The sequence below is a fragment of the Chryseolinea sp. T2 genome, assembly GCF_037203685.1.
GTDB lineage: Bacteria > Bacteroidota > Bacteroidia > Cytophagales > Cyclobacteriaceae > Chryseolinea.
In genome coordinates, this window is sequence record NZ_JBBCAU010000007.1 from 259,339 (window position 1) to 276,315 (window position 16,977).

Genomic DNA, 16,977 nt, shown 5'->3' on the forward strand with positions numbered 1-16,977 from the left:
TATAATTAAGCATCGTGCTGGCTCATGCAATTTAAACAAGTTCTAATGAGTGCAATGAAGGATAAGTTTATTTGGGACCAGGGTTTATTTGATTGGTTTTTTTTTGCAGGTGCTGCGATCGCTCGCGGACACCGGCGGTCGGTTTTGTGCTTGCCTAAAAACACAATGCGGTTTTGCATTCAAATTTGGCTTGTTTTCGTAGCTCGCCTTACTGGTTTGATTATTGAAAGCCGGAGCAGCAAGTCAACAGATAAAAAGGAATTTTATCTGAGACATCTTTATAAGAATTCATTGCTATGAAAGGATTTCGTCTTGCATTCCGGCACCTGCTGCGTCAACGCCTCAACAGCACGCTGCACATTGTTGGCCTCACATTAGGGATCAGTGTTTGTCTGCTGATCGGCCTCTTCATCCATTATGAACTCACCTTTGATTCTTCGCAACGTGATGCAGAAAGAATCTATCGGATCAATTCTATATTTAAAGATGGTGCACGGGCAGACAGGAGCTTTTCAACGCCAATGCCGCTGGCTGATGAGTTACGCCGTGAGGTAACGGGGCTGGAGATGGTGACATTGTCGCATCCGGTTTACGAGCCAACAGCCATTGTCGAGGTTGAGCCCGGAAAGCGCTTCAAGCAGGAGCGCATGATGATCGCCGACCCGTCGTTTCCCGAAATTTTTAACATAACGCCACGGCTAGGCAATCCTGCCGAAGTGCTAACAAAGCCTTATCATGCATTACTCACCGTTTCTGCGGCAAAGAAATTCTTTGGAACTGAGGACCCCATCGGAAAGACATTCATGCTCAAAAACAAGTTTAGCATTACCGTCGGTTGTGTTATTGAAGACATCCCTTCGAACACGCACCTTCCTGCAACGGTAATACTTTCTTACACACCCAACGAAGAATACCTTGGTCACGGACTAGAAGGATGGAACTATGTGAGCGGCACATCAACCTATGTGAAGGTTCCTGCTGGTTATGATCTTAGGTCGCTTCAATCAAGTCTTGATCGCATCGCCGCCAGGTACATGAATAAGAATGCACCATCGAAACAGGTTTCAAGTGCTTTTGATATTCAGCCATTGAACACCATCCATTTTGACGCCAGATACTCAGGCGGAAGTGAATGGGTAAAGGCGGTAAGCAAGAGCTGGCTTTGGTTCTTTGCATCGATAGGTATTGCCGTGCTGACGCTGGCATGTATCAACTTTGTCAATCTCTCGACTGCTCAGGCGCTTACGAGAGCAAGGGAAGTAGGTGTGTTAAAAACCGTTGGAGCGAATCGTTTTAATCTGATCTCACAATTTCTCCGCGAGGCATGGATACTCGCGTTCACGGCAGGGCTATTGGCAATTGGCCTTTCGCAAATCGCGCTGCCTTACATGAACACGATTCTCAACAAGGACATCACGTTTAGCATCCTGGAATCGCCGCTGGTGCTGGCAATAATTGTAACAGGCGTATTTACAACGGGGTTGCTGGCGGGCATTTATCCGGCCTATATTATTGCACGGTTCAATCCTGCTATCACATTAAAAGCAACTTCTGGCAGCGTTGGAAGTTCCGGCTCATCCTGGGTGCGGAAGGGGCTCGTGGTCGTTCAATTTGTGGTGTCAGCAGGTCTGCTTATTTCGGTACTCGCAATGTCTCAGCAGGTAGACTATCTGCGGAGCCGCGAGATTGGATTTGATCATGAGAATATTTTAAATGTTCCCATACAGGGCGCTGACAAGGCCCAGGTGTTTAAGAATGAAATCCTTCGCATTCCGGGTGTTGTCGATGTCTCCTTTGCTACTGCAACTCCTTCAAACAATGGACACTGGGGAACGATCATGAGTCCAACAAACGGGGATGATCCAGCCCGTCAGCATATAACAATGATCCTTGCTGATGATAACTTTTGCAGGATGTACGGATTCAAACTGCTGGCTGGCCGGCTTCTCGTTCCTCAGGACACATCCTATGCTTCTGATAAATTACCAAGAGAGCAGCAGATAATGCGCGTGGTGGTGAATGAGAGCACTGTTCGTGGACTCGGGTTCTCTTCCAACGAGGAAGCAATCAACCGGAAGTTCTGGATTGGTATGAACAGCGGAAATGCTGAGATCGTCGGCGTCGTCGCTGACTTCAATACCAGCTCGCTTCACGAAGCTATTAAGCCAACGCTCATCATGATTAATTACCGGATGGCGGGACAGGCAGGAATTAAACTAGCTGCAGGAATTGATCTGCCCTCTACAACCTCACGGATCAGTGACATATGGAACAAAGTGTATACTACTGGTGTGTTTGAATACAAGTTCCTGAACGATCAGCTCGATGCCTTTTACAAGGCAGAGTCAAATCTGTATGCGCTCTTCCGCATTTTTGCCACCATCGCTATCCTTATCTCCTGTCTTGGCTTGTGGGGATTGTCGGCGTTCTCGGCTCAGCAGCGGACAAAGGAAATTGGCATCCGCCGTGTACTGGGTGCATCGGTTAACACCATCGTCGTCCTGCTTTCGCGCGACTTCCTGCTGCTGGTTGTGGTTTCCATCGTGGTAGCCATTCCGTTATCCACATTCTTTCTGAATCAATGGCTTCAGAACTTTGCATTCCACATCACATTGGGATGGCGCATGTTTACCTATGCGGCAGTTGCCTCAGTCTTTATTGCAATGGTCACGGTATGCACGCACTCGGTTAAAGCGGCCCTGGCAAACCCGACGGATTCGCTGAAGACGGAATAAACTGATTCGTCGGAGAAAGCTGAGGTGGATGTGAAGGTCAGCCGTTGCTGGTCATTGATGGTGATGTCTCTTCTTCTTAATGTAACGGCGGCGCCATACTTTGTACCAGTGCTTATTCACCGGATACTGACGCGACGTAGTGATGTTGTTAAAGATCATAGCAACGATCAACAGAATCGCCACGCCACTCGCGATCGGGTTGAGTATATACAGGAAACCGAGGCTCTTGATCTTGGTAGAACCAATCACTGCAATTAAAGCGGTTGCTCCCCCTGGCGGATGAAGGGTCTTCGTTACCTGCATGGCAACAATGGATAACGCGACGGCTACGGCCGCTGCCAGCCATAGAGTGGGAATGAAATAGCTTACTGTTGTACCCACTATCGCACTTACAATGTGTCCCCCAAATACATTACGCGGTTGGGCAAGCGGGCTGTTTATTACCCCATAGATCAATACCGATGTGGCACCAAATGATCCGACCAGAAAGAGGTTGTCGGTTTCTGACAGATAGTAACTCTGGACAAGACCTATCGAGCCGATCCCCACAAATGCACCCAGGAACGTCCATAAGTGCTCATTGAAATCTACGAGTGTCTCTTTGTATATGACCACGCGTGCGAGACGCAATGATTGTTTTATCCTTTGCTTCATGAGGGCGCTGAGTTCAAAAGAGCCGCTATGAGACTGAGTTCTCCGGACAGGCGGCCATCAAAAAATAGGCTGCAAATTTAATGAAGTCGAAGGTGTATAGGGATCAGGGTAAACACCTAGTTGAAACCGGCGACGATCTAAATCCTACTCCGCGTTCGATGAACTGTCTTTGCCTTCAACACTTGCGGCCTTGCTAACCAGAAAATAGCCAATTGCCAGTGCCAGAATCACAATGCCTACGGCAATCTCCTCCATCGGTTCAGCGTGGGTCATATCAGCCATAAGAAGCTTCCTGGTGACAGCGATGATGCCCACGATCAGGATGATCTTTATTTTGATAATATGTCCCTTTGAGAAAGTCTTAACGGTTTCCAAAACCTCCAGCAGCAGCAGGATGTTAAAGAACAGCCCGGCGATGGGCATGCCGTGTTGCCCGACAAAAAACTCTCCCGCGACTAATGAGTTATAAAGATTCTTGAACACCAGGTATACGAGCTCGATTGACTGGTACACGGCGAAAAGAAGCCCAACGCTGATGAGCGTGTAGCTGATTACCTTCTCAATCCTTCCGATGACGTGCTCGAATCCTTTATCCATGGCGAGGGCGTTTAGTCCAGGGGTGATAGCCTAAATTACAACAGCTATATTCAAAAAAAAATCGGATTGTGTTTACAATCCGATTTCCTGCCCCAATGGGAGGCAATCCCTCGTCAGGCCATTACCGTTGTTCACAGCCAGTTATTACTCATCTTCACCGGCCGCTTCTACGTTTACATGGTTTTCAGCAATCTCTGTCAGAAGCTCATCGGTCTCCTTTTCTTCTGATAAGGTCTGGCCGAGGATGTCCTTGATCTCAGTCAATCCGAGAGTTTTCGCCAGCTGAGCCAGTCCGCCGTAAGTAGCGATTTCATAGTGCTCTACTTTCTGAGCAGCCATAATCAATCCCACATCGCGGGTCGCTGTTCCATCTTCGGTGTCTTCGATGATGCTCTTTCCCTCCTCTACGAGTCCTGCCATAGCATCACATTTTTTTGCCATGGGTTTCATGCCGAGGATTTCAAATACCTGCTCAAGGCGGGAAACGTGCTCCTCAGTCTGAGAGAGATGATTTTCGAAAGCCTCACGTAATTCCTCAGAAGAAGCCGCTTTTGCCATTTTCGGCAGCGCTTTGGTGAGATGCTTTTCAGCCCAATATATGTCCTTCAATTCATCAACAAGAAACTCCTGCAGCATCGATTTAGCATCGCTTTCCTGTGACATTGCTCTGGCAGCAGTCTTCCTGGTTGAAGACTTCCTGGTCGTTGGTCTTTTCATTGTCTTGCTCATATCTGGTCATTGGTTGATATATAACCGCCGCATTAAATTCTATGCCGGTTTTGAACGACTGATATCCATCCCTATTAACACTTGTTGTAGGTTTTTATCCACATACATGCCAGCTCACTGTGAACTGGCTTCACCGTTAATCACCGCCAGTGCTATCCTTAAACCGATTTCGGTAGTTTCAATAAAAACAAATCGGCATGCTTTGGTCAGTCTGTCTCAGGACTGTAACTTGTCGTCCATGAGACGTATACTGGCCATACTGCTGATGACGCTGATGATCGGGGAAACAACCTCCCTGAATCAGCTGATTAAGGTGCCGGTATTGTACACTCATTTTGTCGAACATCACGCAGCAAATCCCTCGGTAGACTTCGCTACGTTCCTTGCCTGGCACTATTGGGGCGACGACGATAACGATCAGGACAACGATCGTGACATGCAGTTGCCATTCAAGAAATTTGAACACCAGTCGCTAACCCTTTTATACGCGTTCACCAATAAAGTAGTACCTCACATCAACAGTTGGCCAATAGCCCGTGACTTTAACACCGAGTGTACGCTCTTTTATTTCGATCCTGCACCCACTTCTCTCTTTCGCCCTCCCCGTTCCTGATGTTTGCTCCAGCCCATCCGTGGGCTGACTCATTGGTCTGTTGTTCGCCTTTCCGGCGACAAGTACTTTTTGCATTCATCCTATTCTTCATGTTACAACGTGTCATTCAATTCTCTGTAAAGAATAAGCTGGTCATTGGACTACTTATGCTACTATGGGTCGTCTTTGGATCCTTTCAGCTCACCCAACTACCCATCGATGCCGTACCGGATATCACCAACGATCAGGTACAGGTAATTACATCAGCACCGTCACTGGGTGCCGAAGACGTGGAAAGGCTGATAACTTTCCCGATTGAGCTGGCGATAAGCAATATTCCAGGTATTAAGGAAAGCCGGAGCATGTCGCGCTTTGGGCTGTCTTTGATAACGATCGTCTTCGAAGATGGAACAGATGTTTACTGGGCCCGGCAGCAGGTATCTGAAAAGCTGTCAATGGTTGAGATTACTGGATACGCGGACACGCCTCAGCTGGCGCCCATCACGACAGGGCTAGGCGAAATCTATCAGTACGTTCTGCGGCCACAGGCCGGCTACGAAAAGAAGTATTCGCTTGCCGAGCTTCGGTCTATACAGGATTGGCTCGTGCGCCGACAGATCCTTGGAACAAAAGGTGTAGCCGACGTTTCGACATTCGGCGGCGATCTCAAACAATACGAAGTGTCGGTGAACCCATCCAGGCTCAAAGCAATGGACCTTACCATTGCCGATGTATTCAATGCATTGAGCCGGAATAATCAAAACACCGGCGGCGCCTATATAGAAAAAGGATACACTGTTCTCTACATCAGAAGTATCGGCCTAACGGGATCCATAGACGACATCAACAACATTGTAGTGAAGTCCAGCGCGTCCGGGATCCCGGTGCTGATCCGTCACATTGCCGATGTCCATTTCGGTTCGGCAATCAGGTATGGCGCATTGAATATGGCGGGCATCGGAGAAGTTACCGGCGGCATTGTAATGATGCTCAAAGGCGGCAATTCATCGGAAGTTGTTGAGCGGGTGAAAGCACGAATTGCCGAAGTTCAGCACATGCTTCCGGAAGGCTTGGTTATTGAACCCTTCCTGGACCGGTCTAAGATGGTCGATAACGCCATTGGCACAGTTGAACGCAACCTTATGGAAGGTGCCCTCATTGTAGTGTTCGTGCTCGTTCTGTTTCTGGGCAACGTACGTGCCGGATTAATTGTAGCATCTGTAATACCTCTATCGATGCTGTTCGCTGTCTCAATGATGAATCTGCTTGGTGTATCTGGCAATCTTATGAGTCTCGGCGCACTCGACTTTGGATTGATCGTCGACGGCGCTGTGATTATTGTGGAAGCTATACTCCACCAGCTTCACCTGAGTAGCTATACCGATCGCAAGGAACTTTCAGGCGAAGAAATGAACGGCGAAGTTGTCGGATCGGCGACGCGCATGATGAATGCAGCCGTCTTCGGGCAGATCATCATCCTCATTGTTTATCTCCCCATTCTCTCGCTTTCAGGAATAGAAGGGAAGATGTTCAGGCCAATGGCTCAAACTGTAGGCTTTGCCGTCCTGGGAGCTTTCATTCTTTCGCTGACATACGTTCCAATGATCAGCTCGTTGTTTATCAGCCGAAAGCTTAATCACAAGCCCACCATCTCGGATCGTATGATGAAACGCATCGAGCAGGCATATGGCAGGATACTGGAACGAACACTTTCTTTAAAGAAGACGATAGTGATCGGTGCGATGGCGCTCTTCGGTATTGCTCTCTTTCTCTTCGCCCAAATGGGTGGTGAATTCATTCCTCAACTCGAAGAAGGAGACTTCGCTGTGGAGACAAGGCTTCTTGTAGGAACCAACCTGAGTACGACCATTGACGCCATTAACCGGGTATCTACTGCAATTCAAAAGACCTACCCGGAAGTTGAAAAGGTTGTATCCCGCATTGGCACTGCCGAAATCCCCACCGATCCAATGCCGATCGAAGGCGGGGACATGATTGTGTTATTGAAGGACAAATCTTCCTGGACAAGCGCTTCATCATTCGCTGAGTTGGCAGAAAAGATGGCGGCAACAGCCCAGGAAGTATTGCCTGGCGTAACAACGAGCTTTCAATATCCTGTTCAGATGCGTTTCAATGAACTGATGACGGGTGCAAAGCAGGATGTTGTCTGCAAAATATTCGGCGAAGACCTCAATCAACTTGATGCCTATGCGCAAAAGCTTCAGACAATTGCGCGTCAGGTTAAAGGCACGGCCGATATCTACGTGGAGAAGGTCGTTGGTATGCCACAGGTGATTATTGATTACAACCGCGGCGAAATCGCGCGATACGGTCTCACGATAGAGGAAGTTAACCGAACCATCAACTCGGCATTTGCGGGTGCCGTTGCTGGCAAGGTATACGAAGGTGAGAAAAGCTTTGACCTTGTCGTTCGTGTGGGAACCGAAGCCAGGAAAGACATTCAGGATGTGATGAATCTTCAGATATCCACTCCGGGCGGAGTGCAGATTCCGTTATCGCGCGTAGCAGACATCAAAGAAATAGAAGGTCCCAACCAGATACAACGAGAAAACGGACATCGTCGGATCATCGTCGGCTTTAACGTACGGGGAAGAGATGTGGAATCAATTGTCGAAGAGCTTCAGCATCGCGTCAATCGCGAAATGAAACTGGCAGCGGGTTACAGTATCTCGTACGGAGGAACATTCCAGAATCTCCAGGAAGCAAAGGATCGCCTCCTCATCGCAGTACCGGTTGCGTTGCTTATGATATTTATGATGCTCTACTTCGCGTTCTCTTCACTGAAAGAAAGCGCACTCATTTACATCTCTATTCCTCTCTCTGCAATAGGCGGTGTGTTTGCTTTAACGATGCGCGGCATGCCCTTTAGCATCTCCGCTGGCGTTGGTTTCATCGCGCTGTTTGGAGTAGCTGTGCTCAATGGCATTGTATTGATTACTGAATTCAACAGATTACAGAAAGAGGGTGCAGACCCTTTGACTCGTGTATTAAGGGGAACGAGGAACAGGCTTCGTCCGGTCCTGATGACTGCATCAGTGGCATCGTTGGGATTTCTGCCGATGGCATTAAGCGCAGGAGCCGGCGCTGAGGTACAACGGCCACTTGCTACCGTAGTGATCGGAGGTCTTGTTACAGCAACACTCCTTACGCTTTTCGTACTGCCAGCCATTTACCTGCTTATAGAACAGCGCAAGTCAGGATCCAATCATACGCATATTGCAACCGTTGTGGTGGCATTGCTGATGTTATCTTCCTTTTCGTCGATGGCGCAATCAAACAGCGGAGCTTCAAAATTGTCAGCCCCCAATATACCGGCGAATGCAAACAACAATACTTCGCTCAACGCCGTCTCACTCGATGTGGCTATTAGCATTGCAATTAAAAACAATCTTTCTGTTGAAACCTCCCGGCTTGAAAAAGAGGTAGCCGAGCGCCTTAGCCATTCGGGCGTGAATCCCAACAAAGCAACCGTATCTGCCGACTATGGCCAGATTAATACAATCCACAACGATACACGCTTCGGAGTATCTCAGGAATTCAGTTTCCCTTCCGTTTATACCAATCAACGGAGCACATTGTTATCCGAGTACAAAGCATCTGAAGAAAGTCAAATCCTTACAGAACAATCGGTTCGAACTGAAGTGCGGCGTAGATACTATGAATACAATGTATTACTCGCCAGACGTAAACTTTTGTTAAAAGCTGATTCTCTCTTTCGGGAGTTTGCGGACAAGTCCAATCTTCGTCTCAAGGCAGGTGAAGCTAATGTCCTGGAAAGCACCTCAGCCAATACACGCCGCGCGCAAATTGCCGTTCAGCTGCGTCAGCTTGATCGCGATCTTGAAATCGCACTTCGACAGTTCAACCTTCTCTTACAGGATTCAGTTAACGTGACGCCAGATGGAACTTCAATACGTTCTGATACCGCAGATTCTGAGTCAGAAGTATCAATAGAATCACTTCCACAGTCGAGCCTCCTTCGATATAAACAGGATGCTGCGCGTTATCGGTGGCGAACAGAACGCGCACGCATGTTTCCGGACATCGTCGTCGGCTATAACAATCAAAGTCTCATCGGTCCTCAGGTGGTTGAGGGTCAGGACCGCTACTTCAACGCAAACACAAGGTTCAGCTATGTGAATGCCGGCATCACGCTGCCCCTGTTTTTTAAGTCTCAGTCAGCACGAATTGAGGCGTCAAAGCTCGAATACCTGCGGGCTGAAAAAGAATCCGTTCAACATAACCGTGTGATGGAAGCTGCCATAACCGATGCCCGTACAGAAATAGAAAAGTATCGTGAGAGTTTATTGTACTACGAGGGCGAGGGTCTTCAAAGTGCCAGGACCATCATCCAAACAGCAGATCAGAAGTTCAACGCGGGAGATATCGACTTCCTTCAATGGGTCATACTCGTCGAACAATCCATCGCTCTGGAAACCGAATACATTAATACTTTATCCAGCTACAACACAGCTGTCATCAACCTAAGGAATTTGATCCATGAATAATAAAACCAATCTCAACAACATCACCAATGCCGGCATCGGTAAACTTCTGCTTGGAATGGCAGTATGCACACTTTTTGGATGCGGCGGAACTCCCACGGGAACTGACGCTAAAAGCTCCGAGCTCACTCCGTCGGCAAGCGTCCATCTTACGGCCCAGCAGGCTCAGCATGTGGGCATTGAAATAGGCCATCCCAGTCTCGACACCGTGAGCAGCATTCTGCGACTGCAGGGTACCATAGATGTGCCGCCTCAGTCGATCGTAAGTCTTAGCTTTCCATTGGGTGGATATCTGAAATCAACGGACCTGCTACCCGGCATGCATGTGAAGAAAGGTCAGGTGCTGGCTACTCTCGAAGACATGCAGTTCATCCAACTGCAACAGGACTATCTGCTTGCAAAGGAAAAATTATCCTTAAGCGAATCTGAGTTCAGGCGGCAGGGTGTACTCAATTCGAGTAAAGCCAGCAGCGACAAGGTCTTCGAGCAGGCCAGAGCAGAATATGAATCAAACAAGATCCTGGTGAGCGCATATGCCCGAAAGCTCGAGGTGATCGGCATCAATCCGGTTAAATTAACCGCAGAGTCACTTTCAAAGGAAGTACGCATTCTGTCTCCAATCGACGGATTTGTGTCCAGCGTCAATGTCAGCATCGGGAAGTATACTGCCCCCACAGATAACCTTTTTGAGCTCATCGATCCGCGTGATATACATTTGGCGCTCTCCGTGTTTGAAGGTGATCTTGGTAAGATTGCAGTAGGGCAACGGGTGATTGCCTACACAAACAACAACCCTGAAAAGAAATTTGAGGCCCGCGTTATTATAGGGAACAAGATGTTAAACAACGAACGGCTTGCCGAAATACATTGTCACTTCGAACAGTATTCATCCGAACTGGTTCCTGGCATGTTCATGAACGGCGAAGTTTTCGTTAAAGCACATGATGCATTAACGGTACCTGAAGATGCCGTTGTGAGGTGGGAGAATAAGTACTACATCTTTGTAGCACGCAACGATGCTGACTTTGACATGGTTGAAGTAGTGCCTGGTGTACTGGAACACGGACGCCAGCAGATCACTTCCGACGAAGTGGGTAAAGAATCAAACGTCGTGGTTAAGAACGCATACACATTGCTAATGAAGATGCGTAACGTCGACGAAGAAGGATAGTGCCCGCCAATGTTAAAGTTTTTCGAATTCGTCGCGCCACTTGTCGTCGAGGGCCTTGTGAGAACGCGTGAAGTTCTCGTTTATCTTCTTAACGGCAGCCTTAAATTGTTTCTCTTCAAAGAGGTCTTCGCATGTCGGATCGACGTCAATCAGAAGCAATTGATAGTGAAACATCTCCTGGGTATCAGCAAATCTCGTGATCAGATCCAGCGCCTCCTTTTTCTTTCCCTTCTGAATCAGTAGCGACGCCTGATTCAGATCGTGATAGAAAGTCTGGTCCTGATCGACGTAAGCCTGATACTCTTTATAAAAGTAATTCGCTTTTGCCGTGTCGCCCGTGTGTTCGTGGGCGATTCCGATACGCAGGTATTCATATTTCAATATATCCATCCGAAACATGTTCATCATCGAAAGCGCACTGTCGTAATGCTTGCTGGCTGATGCATAGTCGCGCATGATAAACTCTGCTTTTGCTATCTCGGCTAATATATCGAAACGCATTGGAGTCTTATTGTATTCCTGTTCCAGCGTTTCCTTAACTGCCTTCCAGTTGTGGTTTGCAAAATTCGGCACCCATGCTCGTAGATAACGAGAGAAAAATCCGTTGGGGTCCAGTGCAATGGATCTTTGAATGAATTGATCTGCCTCTTTTGTGAAACCATTCTGAAAAAGTGCATTGCTGACATGAAAATAATTAAAGGCGCGTGTAGTTGAATCGTTGGCTGCATCGACCTTTGCTTTCCGTATGGCGATTTCGAGATACTTGTGAGGATTGGGGTCGTAGAGGTTATAGAATTCCGCGAGGAAGTGCATAACCAACCCAGACCGCGGAGAATATTCGAGAGCGCGTTCCAGGTATGGCGTAGCGAGGTCATAACGGTGTCGCTGGGCGAATGACAACGCTTTAGCCACAAGTGCTTCGCTCAACTTCGGATCATAGAGAATTGCCTTGTCCGACATGTCATCGACATCTGCAGTGTGATTCTTGACCACATTGAATATGTCGAGATAATAATAGACCATCACCAGGTGGGCATAGGCCAATGCAAACTGAGGATCGTGCTCAATGGCCTTTCTAAACCAGGGGATGGCTGCTTCGAGGTCAGCTTTCTTACTTTGATAGAAGTGCTCCTTACCCTGCAGGAATGCTTCGTATGCCTCGATATTCTGTGTTGGTCTCTTTTCAATACGTCCAAGTTCCTCTGGAGTAACAATTACCTTGATCTCGCGAACAATGTCATTGGCAATTTCCTGCTGCAATGCAAAAATATCCGCCGACTCCCGTCTGTATTGCCTGGCCCAAAGGTGACTATCAGTTTTAGCATCTATAAGCTGCACGTTCAACAATATCCGGTTACCGATCTTCTGCCCGCTGCCCTCTATAAAGTATTGTACATTTAACTCCGACGCCATTTCCGGAATTGACTTACTGGTGCTCCTGTATTTTTCAGCCGTCGTGCGGCTTACCACATTAAGATTGCCAATACCCTGAAGGTTGTTTAGAGTAGCATCCATCAATCCGTTAATGAGATACAGGTTTGAGGAATCAGCGCTTTCGTTTTTAAAAGGAAGCACCGCTATGGATTTTGGACCCTCCGATCGATTCAGGAAGTACCATCCAACGCCCAGGCCCAGCGCGATTACCAAGACCGCACCTCCGATCCATGCCCATTTCTGCCGGCCACTTCCATTGGATTCGTCAAAAGATCGAATAGCATTTTTTGCAGGCCCGGACCTTTTGTCGTAAGGTTGGCCAATTGGTGATCCATCACTGAGGGGCATCTGCGCGTCCCACCCTGCCGCCTGATCTTCGGCTTCTTCCAACGGCTTTGGCTCAGCTTCACCTTTTTTATTGACCTCGCCAGGAGGAAACCCGTAATGCTCCCGGAAACACTTTATAAAATAGGAGGTGCTGTTGAAGCCGACCTGTTGGGAAACCTCGGTCACATTGAGCTGCGACGTTTTCAGAAGGTCCATGGCCTTCTTTAGCCGTGCCTGACTGATCAGCTGGCTAACAGAAAGGGCCGTTTCCTTCTTCACCTTGCGCAGCAGGTTCGAACGGCTCATATTCATTTCTTCGGCGAGCTCCGAAACTCCAAATAGCTCATTTGGCAGATTCCGGTCGATCACCTGCATCAACTCATCAAGAAAGGGCTGCTGATTCAGCTCTGGCATCAGGGTAAAACTAACAATACTTGTACGAAAACCAGACAATTGCGGTCATCTGATCCAACACAACTTCCGGGATATCGGTCATTGAAAAGAGGGCAAAATCGGGCGTTTAACGCCATTGTTGCTTCAAAATTTATATCCCTGCGTCACCATTTATATCCCCGTCCTCAAAGGTGATGCTTTTAGGCGCAAAAGTGATCGGCCAATGGCCGCCTTACTTCCGTTTTTCGTGTCATAATTCTCTCACAAAAAACAACACCTAATTATGAAACGCATTCAACACCTCAGAACAGCTCGCGCAATCAATTCTATTAAAGTATCACTGAAACGGGCAGCTAACTGGACGGCTAAGGCCAGAATGCTGGGAGCAATACTACTTGTAGTTGTGAGCGCCAGCTGCACCAATTCGCAAAGCAAGAACAAAGCAGAAGCCCCATCGGTGGATATTCATACCGCAGTGGTCACGGGTAATAAAGAGGCCCTGATGCAGCACATCAAAGCCGGTACAAACATCAATGAGAAGGACCCATTTGGAGGATCCAGCCCGCTCATCAGTGCTGCTGTATTTGGAAAGCCGGAAGAGGCAAAGATTCTTATCGACGCCGGAGCGGATCTGAACTTCCAGAACAACGACGGGTCTACTGCTCTTCATACTGCTGCATTCTTCTGTCGTCCCGAAATCGTAAAGATGCTTCTGGCCAAAGGCGCTGACAAAAACATCACAAACAAGTACGGTGCCACACCGTACCAATCGGTTGCTGGTTCATTTGAAGAAGCCAAACCTGCCTATGATATGATGACCAAGATCCTCGGTCCAATGGGCCTGAAGCTTGACTACGCCTATGTCGAAAAAACACGACCAGAAATTGCAACCCTTCTTAAATGATGGTGTCAGTAATAATGTCCAAATAACCCTCTCTCTTAAAAATTATGAATCGCAGATACGATATTGACTGGCTTCGCGTAATTGCCATCGCGTTGTTGTTGATCTATCACGTGGCCATTGGTTTCCAACCGTGGGGGATCATGATCGGTTTCATCACCAACAAAGAAGCATGGTCGTCGCTTTGGTTGCCCATGGCTATGCTGAACATATGGAGAATACCCTTTCTCTTCTTCGTTTCTGGAATGGGTGTCTATTTTGCAATGCAACAAAGAGACTGGAAAGCTCTCTTGAAGGAACGCGCGCTTCGAATCCTGTTACCTTATGTGTTCGGCATGTTCTGCATCTTTCCAATAAGCCTGGCGTTGGGGCAATACTATAATCAGTTGCCAGTGACCTATTCAATCAGTCCAGGCCACCTGTGGTTTCTTGGTAACATCTTTTCGTATGTGGTGATTCTCGCGCCAGTGCTATATGCCCTAAAAAGTAATCAGGACAGTGCCTTCGTCCGTCTCATGAGAAAAGTATTCTCGCATCCGGCCGGATTACTGATCATCACAGGTCTTTTTGTTGGGGAAGCTTATGTATTGAAACCCTTTCCATATGAAATGTATGCGATGACCTGGCATGGATTCACCCTTGGATTCCTGGCATTCTTAAGTGGCTTTTGCCTCGTTCTTTCCGGGCAATCGTTCTGGAACATGTTACTACGGTGGCGCTGGATGTTTCCAATACTGGGTGTCGCTGGATTCGTTGTGAGAGTGATACTCAATGTACAAGTGCCTATGTATGCACTAGTCGCTGAATCGCACGCCTGGATATTTACGTGCTTTGCGTTCGGTTACAAGTATCTCAACCGTCCGGGCAGGGCGCTCAGATATCTCAGTGAAGCAGCTTACCCCGTATACATTCTGCACATGATATTCTTATATGCGGGTTCGATACTAATATTCCCGCTTACTATAGCTGTTGAAATAAAATTCTTTCTCCTGTTATTATTTACGACCGCGGGTTGCTTTGCATCGTACGAGATCATACGACGATTGAAATTTTTACGCCCTTTGTTCGGATTGAAGTGGAAATCCGTTTCAGAAAGTAAGTCATCGCTAACCCTCAGGTCAAAACAGCAACTGACGTAACAGACACTGCATTCAACAATTAAGCCGAAGGCAATAAGCGATAATCCACAAAGCATCCCTCCCTCTTTAGTCAGGAGATCAGCAGGATGTTTTGTGGATTTTTTGCTTCCATCTGATCGGGTGATTCCTAATAGAAGTTCAAATGGCTTAACTTGCAGCAACGCCGTCCATGACACGCATTGCTACCTGTCTTGTTGTGACAATTCTGTTTTCACTGATATGCCATAATCTTCATGGACAGGATGAAGATTGGGTTGAAGAGAAAAAGAAGAAACGAAAATTTGATCTCGCAGGGATTCCGATCATCAGTTACAATACTTCTTACGGCGCCATCATTGGCGCAAACACAATGTTATTCTTTGATGTTAATCCCCGCGATACGATATCCCATGCCAGCGTGATCGGATTAGGCGGGGGCTTTTCGCAGAACCGGTCATTGTTCGCTGCAGGCTTTACACAACTCTATCTCGGGGAAAACAAGTGGCGTATCGCTGTCGCGGGCGGTGTCGGCAACATCAATTTTCAATATTTTGAATCGCCATCTGCTGCTGGTGATGGCGACTTTGTGGACTATAGCGCTGTCAATACATTTGGATTACTCAAGGTTCTGCGGCGGGTTACAGGAGATTTTTATGCCGGAGTAGTAACAAAAATTCAATACACCAACACGTCCTTTGAAACAGTAAGACCGCGCGAAGAAATCGTAAACGCCAATGGGATCGGCTTTACAACGAGTTATGATTCACGCAATCATATATACAATCCGCGTTCTGGCGTCTTTTCAACGCTTACCCTATTGAACAATGCGAAGTGGATGGGTAGTGATAGCGCTTTCTATTCTGTACGGTTCTTCTTCAACTACTATCAACGAATATCTAAAAGGTCGGTACTTGCGTCGCGTCTCACCTGCTTTGGCGGATTTGGAGATGTGCCTTTCAGTGGACAGCAATCAATTGGAGGAAAAGACATCCGGGGTTATACCGATGGAAAATATCGGGGGGATATTGAAGCTACTGTGCAAACAGAATACCGATGGAGCTTCTATAAACGATGGGGTATGATTGCGTTTTTTGGTTTGGCCATGACTGAAAAGCCATACAGCGGAATACTTCCCGGAGGCGGAGCCGGTATACGATTCAAATTGCTTGAAGCACGAAATGTGAACATCGGCATTGAAGGCGCACTAGGCAAGAAAGATCAGGGCATCTACTTCCGCATCGGGGAGACATTCTAGTGACCAGGACCGATGTATGCAATTATTCGATGCAGGCAAATTCTCTGAACGAATTCACTGAAGCAATGCCTTTCCGGTGATACCAGACGTGATGGACAAACTATCTACTGTAATTCACGACTAAGCCTCGCCGTACGTGCTTTTTACATACTTGACAGATCTGTCAACCACTTGCTGTAAAACTTTCACATCGATGTCTGCAAGCTTCTTTATGTAGATACATGCCGTGGAGACCTTGTACTTGCCGAGTTTCTTCAACAGTGATTCCCGCTCCGACTCCGGCAACATAAAGTATACTGTGATCGCCGTCTTGCGGGGAGAAAACCCTGCAAGGCATGAATATCCCTCGTGACCGCTCTCATATTTATAATGGTATTTGCCAAACCCAACGATGGAAGGGCCCCACATCTTCGGCGGTGCACCTGTGACTTTCTCCATCATCTTCATAATGACTCTGCAGTCATCGCGGGTTTGTTCGGAAGGAACTTTGCCAAGAAACGCCTCAACCGATTGTTCCGTAGGCTTCGTTTTTTGTTCTGCCATGA

12 protein-coding genes are annotated in these 16,977 nt (G+C 47.6%); 7 read left to right on the forward strand and 5 right to left on the reverse strand.

The window, feature by feature from the left end; all coding sequences use genetic code 11:
- The first annotated feature begins 296 nt into the window (after positions 1-296).
- Positions 297-2,735, forward strand: coding sequence for an FtsX-like permease family protein (locus WBG78_RS22310; protein WP_337328714.1), 2,439 nt, complete (start codon positions 297-299; stop codon positions 2,733-2,735).
- Positions 2,736-2,786: 51 nt separating this feature from the next.
- Here the strand turns inward: WBG78_RS22310 and WBG78_RS22315 are convergent, their stop codons facing one another.
- From WBG78_RS22315 to WBG78_RS22325, 3 genes are all read right to left on the reverse strand, one after another.
- Entirely contained in the window at positions 2,787-3,389 is a 603-nt protein-coding gene (locus WBG78_RS22315) for an HPP family protein (RefSeq protein WP_337328715.1), read from the reverse strand.
- Between the two features lie 144 nt (positions 3,390-3,533).
- Complete coding sequence (locus WBG78_RS22320) at positions 3,534-3,986, reverse strand: phosphate-starvation-inducible PsiE family protein (protein ID WP_337328716.1); 453 nt, start codon at positions 3,984-3,986, stop codon at positions 3,534-3,536.
- A 144-nt stretch (positions 3,987-4,130) separates the two neighbouring features.
- The gene (locus WBG78_RS22325) at positions 4,131-4,715 is read right to left on the reverse strand and encodes a YciE/YciF ferroxidase family protein (RefSeq protein ID WP_337328717.1); all 585 of its coding nucleotides are present in this window, start codon (positions 4,713-4,715) and stop codon (positions 4,131-4,133) included.
- Positions 4,716-4,953: 238 nt separating this feature from the next.
- On the opposite strand from WBG78_RS22325, the gene WBG78_RS22330 reads away from it, so the two are divergent.
- The 3 genes from WBG78_RS22330 to WBG78_RS22340 all read left to right on the forward strand — a co-directional run bounded on the left by WBG78_RS22330 (position 4,954) and on the right by WBG78_RS22340 (position 11,004).
- Entirely contained in the window at positions 4,954-5,328 is a 375-nt protein-coding gene (locus WBG78_RS22330) for a hypothetical protein (RefSeq protein WP_337328718.1), read from the forward strand.
- An 89-nt stretch (positions 5,329-5,417) separates the two neighbouring features.
- A complete protein-coding gene (locus WBG78_RS22335) occupies positions 5,418-9,836 on the forward strand; it encodes a CusA/CzcA family heavy metal efflux RND transporter (RefSeq protein WP_337328719.1) in 4,419 nt (1,472 codons plus the stop codon).
- Entirely contained in the window at positions 9,829-11,004 is a 1,176-nt protein-coding gene (locus tag WBG78_RS22340) for an efflux RND transporter periplasmic adaptor subunit (protein ID WP_337328720.1), read from the forward strand. The genes WBG78_RS22335 and WBG78_RS22340 overlap by 8 nt, the downstream gene beginning before the upstream one ends.
- Positions 11,005-11,016: 12 nt before the next feature.
- Here WBG78_RS22340 and WBG78_RS22345 read toward each other — a convergent pair whose 3' ends face one another.
- Positions 11,017-13,179, reverse strand: coding sequence for a helix-turn-helix domain-containing protein (locus tag WBG78_RS22345; RefSeq protein ID WP_337328721.1), 2,163 nt, complete (start codon positions 13,177-13,179; stop codon positions 11,017-11,019).
- Between the two features lie 262 nt (positions 13,180-13,441).
- Here WBG78_RS22345 and WBG78_RS22350 point away from each other — a divergent pair, with 262 nt between their 5' ends.
- From WBG78_RS22350 to WBG78_RS22360, 3 genes are all read left to right on the forward strand, one after another.
- A complete protein-coding gene (locus WBG78_RS22350; RefSeq protein ID WP_337328722.1) occupies positions 13,442-14,062 on the forward strand; it encodes an ankyrin repeat domain-containing protein in 621 nt (206 codons plus the stop codon).
- A gap of 44 nt (positions 14,063-14,106) precedes the next feature.
- A complete protein-coding gene (locus WBG78_RS22355) occupies positions 14,107-15,198 on the forward strand; it encodes an acyltransferase family protein (RefSeq protein WP_337328723.1) in 1,092 nt (363 codons plus the stop codon).
- 169 nt (positions 15,199-15,367) lie between these two features.
- Positions 15,368-16,432 carry a BamA/TamA family outer membrane protein gene (locus tag WBG78_RS22360; RefSeq protein ID WP_337328724.1) on the forward strand — a complete coding sequence of 355 codons (1,065 nt, stop codon included), beginning with the start codon at positions 15,368-15,370 and terminating at the stop codon, positions 16,430-16,432.
- A gap of 120 nt (positions 16,433-16,552) precedes the next feature.
- Here WBG78_RS22360 and WBG78_RS22365 read toward each other — a convergent pair whose 3' ends face one another.
- Positions 16,553-16,975 carry a DUF1801 domain-containing protein gene (locus WBG78_RS22365; RefSeq protein ID WP_337328725.1) on the reverse strand — a complete coding sequence of 141 codons (423 nt, stop codon included), beginning with the start codon at positions 16,973-16,975 and terminating at the stop codon, positions 16,553-16,555.
- Between the last annotated feature and the right edge of the window lie 2 nt (positions 16,976-16,977).